General features: G+C 70.2%; 12 protein-coding genes. 8 read left to right on the top strand and 4 right to left on the bottom strand.

The features are described 5' to 3' along the window. Positions 1–737 (bottom strand): hypothetical protein (locus tag VGD93_RS17485; protein WP_395013451.1); only part of this gene is annotated, 737 nt, incomplete at its 3' end. 209 nt (positions 738–946) lie between these two features. Here VGD93_RS17485 and VGD93_RS17480 point away from each other — a divergent pair. Further along, positions 947–1,777, top strand: a complete 831-nt coding sequence (locus VGD93_RS17480; RefSeq protein WP_395013450.1) for a sulfite exporter TauE/SafE family protein — start codon at positions 947–949, stop codon at positions 1,775–1,777. A gap of 28 nt (positions 1,778–1,805) precedes the next feature. Here the strand turns inward: VGD93_RS17480 and VGD93_RS17475 are convergent, their stop codons facing one another. Then, positions 1,806–2,534, bottom strand: a complete 729-nt coding sequence (locus VGD93_RS17475; protein WP_395013449.1) for an SIMPL domain-containing protein — start codon at positions 2,532–2,534, stop codon at positions 1,806–1,808. A 237-nt stretch (positions 2,535–2,771) separates the two neighbouring features. On the opposite strand from VGD93_RS17475, the gene VGD93_RS17470 reads away from it, so the two are divergent. Together VGD93_RS17470 and VGD93_RS17465 are read left to right on the top strand one after the other, a co-directional pair. Further along, on the top strand, positions 2,772–3,929 hold the full coding sequence (locus tag VGD93_RS17470) for a fumarylacetoacetate hydrolase family protein (RefSeq protein ID WP_395013448.1): 1,158 nt from the start codon (positions 2,772–2,774) through the stop codon (positions 3,927–3,929). A gap of 25 nt (positions 3,930–3,954) precedes the next feature. Further along, positions 3,955–5,394, top strand: coding sequence for an aldehyde dehydrogenase family protein (locus VGD93_RS17465; RefSeq protein WP_395013447.1), 1,440 nt, complete (start codon positions 3,955–3,957; stop codon positions 5,392–5,394). A gap of 33 nt (positions 5,395–5,427) precedes the next feature. Here VGD93_RS17465 and VGD93_RS17460 read toward each other — a convergent pair whose 3' ends face one another. Further along, the gene (locus tag VGD93_RS17460) at positions 5,428–5,982 is read right to left on the bottom strand and encodes a hypothetical protein (RefSeq protein ID WP_395013446.1); all 555 of its coding nucleotides are present in this window, start codon (positions 5,980–5,982) and stop codon (positions 5,428–5,430) included. 88 nt (positions 5,983–6,070) lie between these two features. Next, a complete protein-coding gene (locus VGD93_RS17455) occupies positions 6,071–7,699 on the bottom strand; it encodes an MFS transporter (RefSeq protein WP_395013445.1) in 1,629 nt (542 codons plus the stop codon). Between the two features lie 262 nt (positions 7,700–7,961). On the opposite strand from VGD93_RS17455, the gene cysK reads away from it, so the two are divergent. From cysK to VGD93_RS17430, 5 genes are all read left to right on the top strand, one after another. Further along, positions 7,962–9,050: a cysteine synthase A gene (gene cysK / locus VGD93_RS17450; protein ID WP_395013444.1), complete on the top strand. Its 1,089-nt coding sequence runs from the start codon at positions 7,962–7,964 to the stop codon at positions 9,048–9,050. A 3-nt stretch (positions 9,051–9,053) separates the two neighbouring features. Next, positions 9,054–10,538: a pyridoxal phosphate-dependent decarboxylase family protein gene (locus tag VGD93_RS17445; RefSeq protein ID WP_395013443.1), complete on the top strand. Its 1,485-nt coding sequence runs from the start codon at positions 9,054–9,056 to the stop codon at positions 10,536–10,538. Between the two features lie 254 nt (positions 10,539–10,792). Next, complete coding sequence (acsA, locus tag VGD93_RS17440) at positions 10,793–12,541, top strand: acetate--CoA ligase (protein ID WP_395013442.1); 1,749 nt, start codon at positions 10,793–10,795, stop codon at positions 12,539–12,541. Next, on the top strand, positions 12,538–14,541 hold the full coding sequence (gene pdhA, locus VGD93_RS17435) for a pyruvate dehydrogenase (acetyl-transferring) E1 component subunit alpha (RefSeq protein WP_395013441.1): 2,004 nt from the start codon (positions 12,538–12,540) through the stop codon (positions 14,539–14,541). The genes acsA and pdhA overlap by 4 nt, the downstream gene beginning before the upstream one ends. Positions 14,542–14,544: 3 nt before the next feature. Further along, positions 14,545–15,029, top strand: a 485-nt coding sequence (locus tag VGD93_RS17430; RefSeq protein WP_395013440.1) for a biotin/lipoyl-containing protein, incomplete at its 3' end; no start/stop codon positions are given.

Raw genomic sequence — 15,029 nt, 5'->3', positions numbered from 1 at the left:
TCGGCCGGGGCAGGCTGCTCGGCGGCGGGAGCCGCTTCCGCCGGTGCGGCTTCAGGCTGCGGCGCGGGCTCGGGCTCGGGCTCGGGCTCGGGCAGCGGCGGCAATGTCTGGCCGATGCAGGCTTCGACCGTCGGATAGCCGTTGTCGAGGCACAGCTGCCGGATGCGGGCTTCGGCCGCGTCGGCCTGCGGCCGGGCCGCGTCGTAATCGCCGGCGGCGGCCATGTTCAGGGCGTCCTGATACTGCTGCAGCGCGGCGTTGAGATCGGCGGTGAACTGGGCCTGCAGCTCTTCCTGCGTCGGGCCGGATGGCTCCTGCGCGGCCGGCTGCTCGGCCGGGGCCGGCTCGGCGGGCGCCGGTTCAGCCGGCGGGGGGGTCGGCTCCTCGACCGGAGCCGGCTCGGGTGCCGGTTCCGGGGCAGGCTGCTCCGCGGGCGCCGGCTCCTCGGCCGGGGCCGGTGCGGGCGCCGGAGCCGGCGCTTCGGCCGGGGCGGGCTCGGCCTGGGCCTGGATTGCGGCGATGCAGTCCTCGACGCTGGCGTAGCCGCCGACGATGCACAATTCGGTCAGCGCCGCGAGGGCGCTCTGCGTCGCGTCGGCGTCACCGGCGGCCTGGGCGGCGGCGTACGCCTCGTAGGCGGCGACCAGGTCCGCATCCTGGGCGTGAGTGGTCCCCACCGAAGCAAAGGCGAGGACAGCCAGACTGGTGCCGGTCAGGAGCCAGTTTCTGAGGCGCATGTTTCGCATCCTTCTTAAGCCGATTGGTCTGAGCAGTGGCGCAGCCGCGATGAACGGAAGATGAATGATTTCAGGAGTGCCCCCTGTGCGTGCCGCCCGCGAACCCCCAACGTATCCGCCCGGCGACGGTTCCATCGAACAGAGTGAGCAATGATGGCGCCAGTGCGGCGGATCGGTTATGCACCGGCGGCATCGACGGGAGAGACCGCATGAACTGGGGGGATATCGCCGGCTACTGGCCGTTCGCGCTGGGGCTGATGGCGACGGGGGCGATCTCGGGCGTGTTCGCGGGCCTGCTGGGGATCGGTGGCGGCGCCATCATCGTGCCGGCGCTGGCCTATGCGCTGAGCTGGCTGGGCTACGACAACGACATCATCCAGCACGTGGCGGTGGGCACGTCGCTGGCCATCATCATCCCGACCGGGATCTCGAGCGCGCGGGCGCACCACGCCCGCGGCGCTGTGGATACGGGCATCCTCAGGCTGTGGGCGCCGGTGATCTTCGCGGCAACGCTCGCGGGCGGGCTCATGGCGGGCCTCTATCCGGGCGCCGTGCTGCGCATCATCTTCGGGGTGATGGCCCTGTTCATCGCCGCCAATATCGTGCTGCCGTTCCAGCAGCGGCTGATCGGGCACCTGCATTCCTCGCCGCTGACGCACCGCGTGTTCGCGGCCATCGTCGGCTATCTGTCGTCGCTGATGGGGGTCGGCGGCGGCGCGCTCAGCGTCCCCACCCTGGCGGCGCTGGGGGCCAGCATGCACAAGGCGGTGGGCACGGGCGCGGCGATCGGGGTGTTCATCGCCATCAGCGGCAGCATCGGCTTCGTCGTCTCGGGCTGGAGCGCCCGGGGCCTGCCCCCGCTCAGCCTCGGCTACGTCAACGTCGTGGCACTGGTGTTCGTGGGCGGGCTGGCGGCGCTGACTGCCCCCGTGGGGGCGGCGCTGGCGCATCGGCTCAACCAGCGCACGCTCAAGCTCGTGTTCGCCGCCTTCCTCGTCGTCGTCGGCCTCAACATGATCTGGAAGGCGGCGGCGGGATAGGCGCCGGCCTGCGCCGGCGCCGGCGGGGTCACTCCTTGTCGTCGGCCAGTTCCCAGGTCACCGAAACGTTGATCGAGAAGGTGAGTTCGCCCGCCTCGACCGGGACGGGGGCGGCGGCGGCTTCCCTGGCGACGGCGCCCATCATGTAGGGCTGCGGCGGCTGGTAGCCCTGGGTCTCGCTGATGGAGCGGATGCCGTCGAGCTCGAGCCCGGCGGCGTCGGCATAGAGGTCGGCCTTGGCGCGTGCGTCGGCGAAGGCCTGCCGGCGTGCCTCGTCGTAGAGCGCGGACGGATCGGCGACCGAGAAGGTGACGCCGTTGATGGTGTTGGCGCCCACCGTCACCGCCTTGTCGAGCACGGTGCCGAGGGAGGGCAGGTCGCGCACGCGCACGGAGACCGAGTTGAACACCTGGTAGCCGACGATCTTGGGCGGCAGCGTGTAGCCATTGGCGTCGCGGGCGTCGGAATAGACGTAGTTGGGCGTGACCGAGAAGCCCGACGTCTGAATGTCGCGCGCTTCGATTCCGGCGCCTTTGAGGGTGTTGATCAACTCGCCCATGGCCGCCGTGTTGGCGTCGAGCGCCTCGCGCGCGGTGGCGCCCTGCGTGGTGACGCCGGAATTGACGACGGCGGTGTCGGGGGCGGCCACGACTTCGCCGCGACCCTCGATGGAAATCGTGCCGCGGTCGTCGGCCAGGGCGGGCAGGGCGAGCGCGGCGCCGAGGGCGAGGGGAACGAGGAAGGCGAAGGAACGCATCGGAGTCTCCTGCAAAATTGCGGCGCCTTGATGCCGCCGCCGAGATGAACCGCGGGTGAACGCCGCCGGCCCGCCGCGCGACAGGCGGGGGGCGGCGGACACGGCATCCTTGGCAGGCATTCGGGTTTTTTGCGGGCCGGCCGGGCGCGTTGGCCGCGGCGTGCCGCCGCCGGCCCTGCGCTGGACACCCGGGCGGCCGAAGGGTTAGTTAGCCCCGGTACAGAAGAGGGATACAGAGTGACCAACCCAGTAGTTCCGGAGCGCGGCATCCTGCTCGGCCGCGCCAGCGTGCCGGATGCGGCCCATCCCTTGGTGGTGACCGTCCGCGACGGTGCCCTGTACGACATCACCTCGCGGCTGGCGCCGACGGTGCGCGACGTGTGCGAACTGGACGACCCGGCCGATTACGTCGCCGGGGCAGAGGGCACGCGCATCGGCGACGTCGGCGAGGCCCTCTCCAACAGCTGGGGCGGCGGCGGACGCGCCTACGAACGGCTGCGTCTCTTGTCGCCGGTCGACCTGCAGGCCATCAAGGCGGCCGGCGTTACCTTCGTGGTGTCGCTGCTGGAGCGGGTGATCGAGGAGCAGGCCCGCGGCGACAAGGCGCGGGCCGAAGCGCTGCGCGGCGAGATCCTGGATCTCATCGGGCCCGATTTGTCGCAACTGGTGCCCGGGTCGGACACGGCGATGCAGGTCAAGGCGGCGCTGGTAGCGCGCGGCGCGTGGAGCCAGTATCTCGAGGTCGGCATCGGGCCGGACGCCGAGGTGTTCACCAAGTCGCAGCCGATGAGCACGGTCGGGTACGGCGCCGATGTCGGCATCCACCCGATGTCGAGCTGGAACAACCCGGAGCCGGAGGTGGCCGTGGTGGTCGCCAGCAGCGGCAGGATCGTCGGCGCCACGCTGGGCAACGACGTCAATCTGCGCGACGTCGAGGGACGCTCGGCGCTCCTGCTCGGCAAGGCCAAGGACAACAACGCCTCGGCCTCGCTCGGCCCCTTCATCCGGCTGTTCGACGGCCACTTCACCCTCGACGCCATCGGCCGGGCCGAGATCGCGCTCACGGTCAGCGGCGAGGACGGCTTCGTGCTCGAGGGCAAATCCTCGATGAGCCAGATCTCGCGCAGCCCGCAATCGCTGGTCGAGGCCACGATCGGCGAGCATCATCAATATCCCGACGGATTCGTGCTGTACCTGGGCACCATGTTTGCCCCGGTGCAGGACCGTGGCGGCGCCGGCCAGGGCTTCACTCACCGCATCGGCGACGTCGTGTCCATCTCGACGCCCTCGCTGGGTACCCTCAGCAACCGGGTGCAACTGTCGACGCAATGCCCTCCCTGGACCTACGGGGCCAGCCACCTGATGCGCGACCTGGCCAAGGCCGGGTTGCTGTGAAACTCAAGAAAAAGCGGACAAGACCATGAGCGAACTGCACAAGAACCTGATCAACGGCGAATGGATCGGGGGCGAGGCGGTAGAGAACATCAACCCCTCCAACACCAACGAGGTGATCGGTCTTTATGCCCGGGCCACGGCCGAAGACACCAGGGCGGCCATCGCCGCGGCCAAGGCGGCGTTCCCGTCCTGGTCGCGCTCGGGCCTGCTGGAGCGCTGGGGCATCCTGAGCAAGACGGCGCATGAGATCTTCGCGCGCAAGGAAGAACTGGGCAATCTGCTCAGCCGCGAGGAGGGCAAGACGCTGGCCGAAGGCATCGGCGAGGTGACGCGCGCCGGCCAGATCTTCGAGTTCTTCGCCGGCGAGGCGCTGCGCCTCAGCGGCGAGACGGTGCCCAGCGTCCGGCCCGGCGTGGGCGTCGAGATCACCCGCGAGGGCGTCGGCGTCGTCGGCATCATCACGCCGTGGAACTTCCCCATCGCCATCCCGGCCTGGAAGATTGCGCCGGCGCTGGTCTACGGCAACACGGTGGTGTTCAAGCCGGCGGACCTGGTGCCCGGCTGCGCCTGGGCGATCGTCGAGATGCTGCACCGGCACGGACTGCCCAAGGGCGTGCTCAACCTCGTCATGGGCAAGGGTTCGGTGGTCGGCCAGACCATGCTCGACAGCCCCGACGTCGACGCCGTCAGCTTCACCGGCTCGACCGGCACCGGCCGGCGGGTGGCTGAGGCCAGCGTCAAGGTGATGCGCAAGTTCCAGCTCGAGATGGGCGGCAAGAACCCGACCGTGGTGCTCGACGACGCCGACATGAAGGTGGCGGTCGAGTCGGTGACGCAGAGCGCCTTCTTCTCGACCGGGCAACGCTGCACCGCCTCCTCGCGCATCATCGTCACGCAAGGCATCCACGACGCCTTCGTCGAGGCGCTCTCCGAGCGCATCCGGCACCTCAAGGTGGGCGACGCCATCGCCCACGGCACCGAGATCGGGCCGGTGGTCGACGCGGCCCAGCTCAAGCAGGACGTCGACTATATCGAGATCGGCAAGAACGAGGGCGCGCGGCTGGTGGTGGGCGGCGACCTCGTGCACCACGACACGCCCGGCTATTTCCTCAGGCCGGCCCTGTTCGTCGAGGCCACCAACGACATGCGCATCTCGCGCGAGGAGATCTTCGGGCCGGTGGCATCGGTGATCCGCGTCAAGGACTACGAGGAGGCGCTGGCGACCGCCAACGACACCGAGTTCGGCCTGTCCTCGGGCATCGTCACCACCTCGCTCAAATACGCGACGCACTACAAGCGCAACGCCCAGGCCGGCATGGTGATGGTCAACGTGCCGACCGCGGGCGTCGACTTCCACGTGCCGTTCGGCGGCACCAAGGGCTCGAGCTACGGCCCCAAGGAGCAGGGGCGCTACGCCCAGGAGTTCTTCACCCAGGTCAAGATCGCCTATACCGCGGCGGGTTAGGCCGCCCGAGCGCAGCTGAGGCCCCGCGGGGTCTCAGTTCCAGTCCTGTCGCCGCTGCTCCCACGGGGTGACCTTGCCGTCGCCGTCGGCATCGGCCGCCTTGTAATGCGCCTCGGCGCCGGCAAGGAACTCCGCCTTGGAGACCTTGCCGTCGCCGTCGGCATCCATGGCGCCGAAACGGTCTTCCCTGGCCTTCTGCATCATCGCCTGGCGGTCGGGATTGAAGCCGAACTGCGGGCCCATGCGCACTGCCATGTACTCGTCCCTGGTGAGGACCCCGTCGTCGTCGGCATCCATGGCGGCGAACACCTCGTCGGCCGCCGACGCCGCTTCCTCGGCGCTGACGACGCCGTCGTCATTGGCGTCGATCATGGTGAAGCGGCCGCGTCCGGGCTGGCCCATCATGCCGGGGCCGTAGCCGTAGCCGCGGCCCATCATCATGCCGGGACCATAGCCATAGCCCGGCATCATGCCGTACCCGGGCATCATGCCGTAGCCGGGGCCGAAGCCGGCCTGGGCGAGGACGGGCGAGGCGCCGAGGGCGGCGGCCGCGAAGGCGAGGGAGGCGAGAAAACGAACCGGTCGCATGGCAATTCCTCCGCAATGTCGTGACAGCGTCCCTACGCTCCCCGTGGGGCGCGCCGCTTGATGCAGGTCAAGCGCCGGCAGCGCCGGCTCAGGACGGCCCGGTCGTGTCCTTGATGCCGGCGACGGCGGCGAACCAGTCCGGCGGCCGCTCGATCATGCGGCGGACGCGCGGCGGTTCCGCGCCGGAGTGCAGCGCCCGGATGCGGTCGGTGATGACGGCGTCGGCCTGGGTGCGGCGCTGGTTGTGCCGCACATATTCCGTCCAGGTGGCGGTGCGATAGCTTTCGACCCAGCGCTCGGGCTGGCCCAGGTCGCGCATCAGCACCCAGTGGCGGGCGCCGTCGCGGCGCCGGACCCGGCGGCGGTCGGCCATGATGTCGAGGAAGGCCGGCACGTCGGACGGGCGGATGAGGTATTCGATCTCGACCACGATCGGGCCGCTGCGCTCTTCCAGCGCCAGTTCCAGGTGCGGTTCCTGCCAGCGGCCCCAGGGGTCGAGATTGGCCGTCAGGCGTGCCGGCAGCGGCAGGCGCAGGCCGAGCGCGCCCCCGGCCAGCATGCAGGCGCCGGCGGCCGCAAGCGCGACGGAGAGCCCGTAATGCTCGGCGACGAGGCCCCAGATCCAGCTGCCCAGCGCCATGCCGCCGAAGGACGCCGTCTGGTACAGCGACAGGGCCCGGCCAACCACCCAGCGCGGCGAGGAGAGCTGTACGGTGACGTTGAACAGCGACAGCGCCAGCACCCAGCAGGCGCCGCCGATCAGCATGGCGAAGCCGGTCAGCCAGGGGCTGGTGCTGATGGCGGTGATCCAGGCGGTGATGGCGAAGCCCGCGAAGGCGATGCGCACGACCGACTCGCTGCCCAGCCGGGCATGCATGTTGCCGCTCACCAGCGCGCCGCCGACGGCCCCGAGGCCGAAGCCGCACAGCATCAGGCCGTAGATGAAAGGCCCGCCGCCGAGCAGGACCGCGGAGACAACCGGCAGCAGGGCCAGGATGATGATGGCGGTGAGGCCGAAGACGAAGGAGCGGAGGAGCACGTTGCCGATGTTGGGGGACATGCCGACATAGCGCAGCCCGGCCAGCATGGCCGGGCCGATGGCCTCGCGCGGCAGCGTGCTCGCCGAGGCCGGCGGGCGCCAGCGCAGCAGCACGGCGACGAGGCCCAGATAGCTCACCGCATTGACGGCGAAGGCCGCGGCGGTCCCGGCGAGGGCGATGATGGCGCCGCCGACCGCGGGGCCGACGCTGCGCGACAGGTTGAAGCCGACGGAATTGAGGGCGACGGCGGCCGGCAGGTCGTCACGCGGCACCATGTCGCCGACCGCGGCGTGCCAGGACGGGTTGTTGAGCGCCGTCCCGCACCCGATCAGGAAGGTGAAGGCGAGCAGCAGCCACGGCGTCATCAGGCCGAACCAGGTGCCCAGCGCCAGTGCCACCGAAACCACCAGCATGAAGAGCTGCGCCCCCAGCATCACCCCGCGGCGATTGAAGCTGTCGGCGATGGCGCCGCCGAGCAGCGAGAACATCATGATGGGCAGCGTCGTCGAGGCCTGCACCAGCGCCACCATGTCGACCGAGTTGGAGATCGAGGTCATCAGCCAGGCGGCGCCGACCGCCTGGATCAGGCCGCCGAAGCTCGAGGCCAGGTTGGCGAGCCAGATGGAGCGGTAGGTCGCGTGCTGGAAGGGGGCCAGGGGTGACGGGCGGTCGGTCAATCCAGGGACTCACTGTGCGGGGGCGCGGCACGGACGGCGTTGCTGGATTTGACCATTTCGCGCTGCAACGTCAACCGAGCCCCGCTGCGGCGCCCGCCGGATCGGCGTTCCCAGGGCGCTGCCGCGGCCAGCGCGCGGATTCCACGTCCTCTCCCACGGTACTTTCCACGCTTGCTCCTGTATTCTGCTATTATTGCTCGCAACGAGACAATGCATCCGTGCCCCGCTCGGGGCGCCATCCGACCAACAACGGGAGAATACCATGGCACAGCAAGCGGCGATCAGGACCACTGCCGGGCGGGGCAGGCTCTTCGACAGTATCCTCGATACGGTGGGCAATACACCCACGATCAGGGTCAACAATCTCGGCGTGGGCGACACCACGATCTATGTCAAGGCCGAGTTCTTCAACCCGCTGTCGTCGGTGAAGGACCGGATTGCGGTCAACATCATCGAGGACGCGGAGCGGCGCGGGCTGCTCCAGCCCGGCCAGACGGTGGTCGAGGCAACGAGCGGCAATACCGGCATCGGGCTCGCCATGGTGTGCGCGCAGAAGGGCTACCCGCTGGTCGTCACCATGGCCGACAGCTTCTCGATCGAGCGGCGCAAGCTGATGCGCATGCTCGGCGCCAAGGTGGTGCTGACGCCGAGGGCGCAGAAGGGGTTCGGCATGTATCGCAAGGCGGTGGAACTGGCCGAGGCCAACGGCTGGTTCCTCGCCCGGCAGTTCGAGACCGAGGCGAACGCGGACATCCACGAAGCGACCACCGGGCGCGAGATCATCAACGATTTCGCCGGCACGCGGCTCGACTATTTCGTCACCGGCTACGGCACCGGCGGCACGCTGACCGGCGTCGCCCGCGTGCTGCGCCGGGAGCGGCCCGAGACCAAGATCGTGCTGAGCGAGCCGGCCAACGCGCAACTGGTCGGCAGCGGCACGCCGCAGGCGCGCGCCGCCGACGGCTCGCCGGCGGCAAGCCACCCGGCCTTCGAGCCGCACCCGGTGCAGGGCTGGACGCCCGACTTCATCCCCAACGTGCTGCAGGAGGCGCTCGACGCGCACTTCTATGACGAGTTGCTGCCGGTCGCCGGCCCCGAAGCCATGAAGTGGGCGCGCACGCTGGCGCAGCGGGAAGGCATCTTCACCGGCATCTCCGGCGGGGCGACCTTCGCCGCGGCCCGGCAGGTGGCCGAGCGTGCGGCGCCCGGCTCGGTCATCCTGTGCATGCTGCCCGATACCGGCGAGCGCTACGTGTCGACGCCGCTGTTCGAGGAGATCCCGGCCGACATGACCGATGAGGAGCAGGCGCTGTCGCAATCGACGCCGGGCTTCCAGATGGCGGCCGAGTAGGAGATGGACACGCCGGCGAGGCTGCCCGACGCGGTCGCGGAAGAAACCCTCGACCCTGCCGGGTGGGAGCAGACGCGGGCGCTGTCGCACCGCATCGTCGACGACGCCATCGACTATCTGCGCGACGTGCGGCAGCGGCCGGTGTGGCAACCAATGCCGGCGGCGGTGCGCGCCTCCTACGAGGCGCCGCTGCCGCGCCGGCCGACGGCGCTGGCGGACGTCTACCGCGCGCTCGAAGAGCGGCTGATGCCCTATGCCATGGGCAACATCCACCCGCGCTTCTGGTCGTGGTACATGGGCGCCGGCAATTTCACCGGAGCGCTGGGCGAATTCCTCGCCGCGGTACAGGGCTCGAACCTGGGCGGCGGCAACCATGCCGCCGCCGCCATGGACCAGCAGGTGGTGGGCTGGTGCAAGCAGATGGTGGGCTTCCCCGCCACGGCGGGCGGCACGCTCGAAAGCGGCGGCTCGATGGCCAACCTCGTCGGCCTGACGGTGGCGCGCAACGTCAAGGCCGGCATCGACGTGCGCGAAGAGGGCATGGCGGCGCTGCCCCGGCCGCTGCGCTTCTACGGCTCCGACCAGCTGCATTCGTGCCACCGCAAGGCGGTCGAGGCGCTCGGCCTGGGCAACAAGGGCCTGCGCCGCATCCCGACGGACGCCGGGTTCCGCATCGACATCGAGGCGCTGCGGCAGGCGATCCGCGAAGACCGCGCGGCCGGCTGGCAGCCGGCCTGCGTCATCGGCACCGCCGGCACCGTCAACACCGGCGCCATCGACGACCTCGAGGGCCTGGCGCGGGTGGCGCAGGAGGAAGGGCTGTGGTTCCACGTCGACGGCTGCATCGGCGCCCTCATCGCCATGGCGCCGCGCCACGCGCACCTGGTCGCCGGCCTCGCGCGCGCCGACTCGGTGGCCCTCGACCCGCACAAGCTCCTGCATGCGCCGTTCGAGGCGGGCTGTGCCCTCGTGCGCGACGCCGAGGCGCATCACCGCGCCTTCGCGGTCACGCCGGAATATCTCGAGACTTCGCCGCGCGGCCTCGCCGCCGCGCCCTGGCTGCATGAATACGGCCTGCAGACGACGCGCGCCTTCCGCGCGCTGAAAATCTGGATGGCGCTCATGGAGCACGGCAGCGACAAGTTCGGCCGGCTCATCGACCAGAACATCGAGCAGGCACGCTATCTTGCCGGCCTCATCGAAGCCGAGCCGCTGCTCGAACTGGCGGCGCCGACCACCATCACCATCGTGTGCTTCCGTTTCCGGCCGCCGGGGCTGGACGGCGAGGCGCTCAAGGCGCTCAACACCGAGATCATGCTGCGGCTGCAGGAAGAGGGGACGGCGGCGCTGTCGGACACCACCATCAACGGCGAGCACTGCCTCAGGGTCGCCGTCAACAACCACCGCACGCGCCGCGACGACCTCGATTTGCTGGTGCGCGAGACGGTGCGGCTGGGCCGCGAGATCGCCGCGGCCGGCGCCGGCTGAGGGGGCGGTCGAGGCCGGCGCGCCGCCGCCGGGCGTGGCCGGGCGCTTGACCCACGTCAACGCAGGGCGGCGGATGCGGCGCTTCAGTGTACGCAGCGAATTCCCCCGAGGGACGTTCCGATGCGTATACGGTCCCTGGCCTTTTCGGCGCGACAGGCGGCGCCGTTCGCAGCGTCCATGGCGTCCGGCCTGCTGCTCGTGGCCATCGCCATTGCCATGCTCTGGGTCCTGTAGACCCCGGCCAAGGGGAAAGCATGGACACCATCAGGAAGCGCCGGGCGGACGCCAGTGGCGCAAACCTTGCGGACTATGACGCGGCCTGCCGCAGCTTCTCCTGGCAGCAGGCGCGGGCGCTGCTCGACGGCCTGCCGGGGGGCGGGCTCAACATCGCCCACGAGGCCGTCGACCGGCACGTCGCCAAGGGGCGCGGCGACAAGGTCGCCATCCGCTGGATCGCCAAGGACGAGAGCCGGCACGACTTCACCTATGCCGACCTGAGGGCGCAGTCCAATCGCTTCGCCAATGCGCTCGCGGCGCTCGGCATCGGCAAGGGCGACCGCGTCTACACGCTGCTCGGGCGGGTCCCCGAGCTCTATGTCGCGGCGCTCGGCACGCTCAAGCTCGGCGCCGTGTTCTGCCCGCTGTTCTCGGCCTTCGGGCCGGAGCCGATCAAGGCGCGCCTCGGGATCGGCGAGGGCAGGGTGCTGGTCACCTCCGCGGCCCTCTATAACCGCAAGGTGGCGAGCTGGCGGAGCGAGCTGGCCCACCTCACCGACGTGCTTATCACCGACGCCGGGGGCGCGCCGCCGGAGGGGACGCGCGACTTGAAGGGGTTGCTGCAGGCGACCGCGCCGGATTTCGAGATCGCGCGCACGATGCCTGAGGACATGGCGCTGCTGCATTTCACCTCCGGCACGACCGGGCGGCCCAAGGGAGCCGTACACGTGCACGAGGCGGTGGTCGCCCATCATGTCACCGGCCGGTACGCACTGGACTTCCACCCCGACGACATCTTCTGGTGCACGGCGGACCCCGGCTGGGTCACCGGCACCTCCTACGGCATCGTCTCGCCGCTCAGCAACGGGCTGACCATGGTCGTGGACGAGGCCGAGTTCGACGCCGAGCGCTGGTACCGCATCCTCGAGACCGAGAAGATCAACGTCTGGTACACGGCGCCGACTGCCATCCGCATGCTGATGCGAGCCGGCAAGGAGCTGCTGGCCGGCCATGACCTCAGCCACCTGCGCTACATGGCCAGCGTCGGCGAGCCGCTCAATCCGGAGGCGGTGCTGTGGGGCGTCGAGGCCTTCGGCATGCCGTTCCACGACAATTGGTGGCAGACCGAGACCGGCGGCATCATGATCTCCAACTACGCCGCCATGGACGTGAAGCCGGGCTCGATGGGCAAGCCGCTGCCGGGGATCACCGCGGCCATCGTCGAGAAGACGGAGGACGGCGCGGCCGAGGTGACCACGCCGATGACCATCGGCCAGCTGGCACTGCGGCCCGGCTGGCCGTCGATGATGCGCGCCTATCTCCACGAGGAGGAGCGCTACAACAAGTGCTTCGTCGGCGGCTGGTACCTGAGCGGCGACCTCGCCATGCGCGACGCCGACGGGTATTTCTGGTTCGTCGGCCGCGACGACGACGTCATCAAGAGCGCCGGGCACCTGATCGGCCCGTTCGAGGTCGAAAGCGCGCTGATGGAACACCCGGCCGTCGCCGAGGTCGCGGTGATCGGCCTGCCCGACGAGACGGTGGGCGAAATGGTCAAGGCTTTCGTCGCCCTCAAGCCGGGGGTGGCGGCGAGCGACGACTTGAACCTCGAACTGCTGGGGCACGCGCGCAAGCGGCTCGGCCCGGCGGTCGCGCCCAAAGCCATCGCCTTCCGGCAGAACCTGCCCAAGACGCGCAGCGGCAAGCTGATGCGGCGCTTGCTCAGGGCGCGCGAACTGGGCCTGCCCGAGGGCGACATCTCCACGCTGGAGAGCGACGAGAAATGAGCGACACCAGCCTCAAGCCGCACCTCGACCGCGCCCACGCGCTGGCGCTGCTGCGCCAGATGATCCGCATCCGGCGCTTCGAGGACCGCTGCGCCGAACTCTACACTAGGGAGAAGATCCGCGGCTTCCTGCATCTCTACGACGGCGAGGAGGCGATTGCCGCCGGCGTGATCCCGCTGCTGGCCCAGCAGGACCGGCTCGTCGGCACCTATCGCGAGCACGGCCACGCCCTGGTGCGCGGCGTGCCGATGGGCGCGGTCATGGCCGAAATGTACGGCAAGGCCGAGGGCTGCTCGGGCGGCCGCGGCGGCTCCATGCACCTGTTCTCGGCCGAGCACAATTTCTATGGCGGCAACGCCATCGTCGGCGGCGGCCTGCCGCTGGCGGTGGGGCTCGCACTCGCCGACAAGCTGCGCGGGGAGGCGCGCGTCACCGCCTGCTTTTTCGGCGAAGGCGCGGTGGCCGAGGGCGAGTTCCACGAGAGCATGAACCTCGCCTCGCTGTGGGACCTGCCGGTGCTGTTCGTGTGCGAGAACAACCAATACGCGATGGGCACGGCGCTCGAGCGCTCGGAGGCCGAGACCGACGTCCACAAGAAGGCGGCGGGCTACGCGGTGGCCAGCGCGGTCGTCGACGGCATGGACGTCGTCGCCGTCGAGGCCGCAGCACGACAAGCCCTGGAGGCGATGCGGGAGACGCACGAGCCCTACCTCATCGAATGCCGCACCTACCGGTTCCGGGCGCATTCGATGTTCGACGCGCAGCTCTATCGCAGCAAGGAGGAGGTCGAAGAGTGGCGCGGGAAGGGCCCGATCGTGCGCTTCCAGGGCTGGCTAGAGCAGAACGGCATGATCCACGCCGAGGACGTGGCGGCGATCGAGGCCGAGGTGAAGGCCGAGATCGACGAGGCGGTCGCCTTTGCCGAGGCGGGGACGTGGGAGCCGGCCGCGGAACTGACGCAGCACGTCCATGCGGAGGCACGCCCGGCGCCGCCGCCTCCACCCGCCGCTGCGGCCGAGATGGTGGAGACCACCTATCGCGAGGCGGTCAAGCAGGCCATCGCCGACGCCATCACGCGCGACCCGCGGGTGTTCCTGATGGGCGAGGACGTGGGCCGCTACGGCGGCTGCTACGCGGTGAGCAAGGGGCTGCTCGAACGGTTCGGCCCCGATCGCATCCGCGACACGCCGCTGTCGGAATCCGGCTTCACCGGGGCGGGGATCGGCGCCGCGGTGGCCGGCATGCGACCGATCGTCGAGGTGATGACCTGCAATTTCTCGATGCTGGCGCTCGACCAGATCCTCAATACCGCGGCGACGCTCAGGCACATGTCCAACGGCCAGTTCGGCGTGCCGCTGGTCATCCGCATGGCGACGGGGGCGGGGCGGCAGCTCGCGGCGCAGCATTCGCACAGCCTCGAGGGCTGGTACGCCCATATTCCCGGCATCCGCGTGCTGGCGCCGGCGACGCTCGGGGATGCGCGCGGCATGCTGTGGACGGCACTCGAGGACCCCGACCCGGTGCTGATCTTCGAGAACGTCATGCTCTACAACCGCAGCGGGCAGATCGCCGCCAATGCCGGCGCGGTCGACATCGACCGGGCGGCGGTGCGGCGCGCGGGGCGCGACGTTTCGCTGATCACCTATGGCGGCTCGCTGTTCAAGACGCTGGAGGCGGCCGAGGAACTGGCGCAGGGCGGCATCGAGGCGGAGGTCATCGACCTGCGCACGCTGAGGCCGCTCGACACCGCCGCGATCCTGGCGACGGCAGCGAAGACGCATCGCGTGCTGGTGGTGGACGAGGGCTGGCGCTCGGGCAGCATTGCCGCCGAGGTCGGCATGCGCATTGCCGAGAAGGGCTTCTTCGAACTCGACGCGCCGCTCGCGCGGATCTGCAGCGAGGAGGTGCCGATCCCCTATCCCAAGCACCTGGAAGACCTGGCGATTCCGCAGCCGGACAGGATCGCCGCCGCTGTCCGGGCCATGCTGGGCAGGGCCTGAGCCATGGGCGCGTTCCGCATGCCGTCGCTGGGCGCCGACATGGAAGCGGGCAAGCTGGTCGAGTGGCTGGTCAAGCCCGGCGCGCCCGTCAAGCACGGCGACATTCTGGCCGTGGTCGAGACGCAGAAGGGCGCCATCGAAATCGAGGCGTTCGAGGACGGCATTTTCGAGCGGCCGCTGGTGGAGATCGGCGCCGTGGTGCCCGTCGGCACGCCGTTGGCGATGATCGCGGGCGCGGGTGAGGCGGCCGCACCCGAGGCGCCGGTGGCGGCGGCCAAGGCCGGTCCGGAAGTGGTGGCGCCCCCTTCGCCGCCCGTCGCGCCACCGCCGCCGGCGGCCCCACCGGTTACGACCGGCGAACGGGCGCGGGTCACGCCGGCGGCGCGAAGGCTGGCCGAGCAGAAGGGGGTGGATCTGCTGAGCATGACCGGCACCGGCCCGTCGGGCGCGATCACCCTCGCCGATGTCGAGGCGCGCGCAGGCGGGGC

The organism is Devosia sp. (genome assembly GCF_036406155.1).
In the GTDB taxonomy this organism is placed as follows: Bacteria; Pseudomonadota; Alphaproteobacteria; order Rhizobiales; family Devosiaceae; genus Devosia_A.
This window is presented reverse-complemented; position numbering and strand designations above follow the sequence as displayed.

Excerpts from the sequence above, each read along its gene's own strand:
- VGD93_RS17480 (WP_395013450.1), top strand. The coding sequence starts at position 947 with ATGAACTGGGGGGATATCGCCGGCTACTGGCCGTTCGCGCTGGGGCTG.
- VGD93_RS17475 (WP_395013449.1), bottom strand. The coding sequence starts at position 2,534 with ATGCGTTCCTTCGCCTTCCTCGTTCCCCTCGCCCTCGGCGCCGCGCTC.
- VGD93_RS17465 (WP_395013447.1), top strand. The coding sequence starts at position 3,955 with ATGAGCGAACTGCACAAGAACCTGATCAACGGCGAATGGATCGGGGGC.
- VGD93_RS17460 (WP_395013446.1), bottom strand. The coding sequence starts at position 5,982 with ATGCGACCGGTTCGTTTTCTCGCCTCCCTCGCCTTCGCGGCCGCCGCC.
- cysK (WP_395013444.1), top strand. The coding sequence starts at position 7,962 with ATGGCACAGCAAGCGGCGATCAGGACCACTGCCGGGCGGGGCAGGCTC.
- VGD93_RS17445 (WP_395013443.1), top strand. The coding sequence starts at position 9,054 with ATGGACACGCCGGCGAGGCTGCCCGACGCGGTCGCGGAAGAAACCCTC.
- acsA (WP_395013442.1), top strand. The coding sequence starts at position 10,793 with ATGGACACCATCAGGAAGCGCCGGGCGGACGCCAGTGGCGCAAACCTT.
- pdhA (WP_395013441.1), top strand. The coding sequence starts at position 12,538 with ATGAGCGACACCAGCCTCAAGCCGCACCTCGACCGCGCCCACGCGCTG.